The organism is Mesorhizobium sp. M2E.F.Ca.ET.219.01.1.1 (assembly GCF_004016445.2).
Lineage (GTDB): Bacteria > Pseudomonadota > Alphaproteobacteria > Rhizobiales > Rhizobiaceae > Mesorhizobium.
On sequence record NZ_SADT02000036.1, the window covers coordinates 1 to 531 of the forward strand.

Sequence of the window (531 nt, forward strand, 5' to 3'; positions counted from 1 at the left end):
TGTGCTCTTCCGATCTTGCACGCATCGGCCGGTGGCAACGTCTCCAACCGTGGCGACATCCTCGGCGTACTCTCGCTGATCATCTGGTCGCTGACGATCACCGTCACCATCAAATACATCATGTTCGTGCTCCGTGCCGACAATCGCGGCGAGGGCGGGGTGCTGTCGCTGATGGCGCTGGCGCGCAACAGTTTCCCGACGCGCTCGGCGGTGATCCTCGGCATCGGCATTGTCGGCGCGGCGCTTTTTTTCGGCGACGCAGTCATTACGCCGGCGATCTCGGTGCTGTCGGCGGTCGAAGGTATGAATGTCGTCACGCCGACCTTCCAGCCCTATGTGGTGCCGCTGACACTGGCCATTCTGGCGGTCGTGTTTGCGGTACAGCGGTTTGGCACCGGCGGCGTAGGATTGGTGTTCGGGCCCGTTACCGCGCTGTGGTTCCTGGCCATCGGCCTTTCCGGCCTCAACCACATCATGGACGACCCGGAAATCCTGCTGGCAATCAGCCCGCATTATATCGTGTCATTCCTG

Annotated in this window: 1 protein-coding gene; it reads left to right on the forward strand. The window is 61.8% G+C overall.

The features are described from left to right. A partial coding sequence (locus EN862_RS34800; RefSeq protein ID WP_193771626.1) for a KUP/HAK/KT family potassium transporter occupies positions 1 to 531 on the forward strand: 531 nt, incomplete at both ends.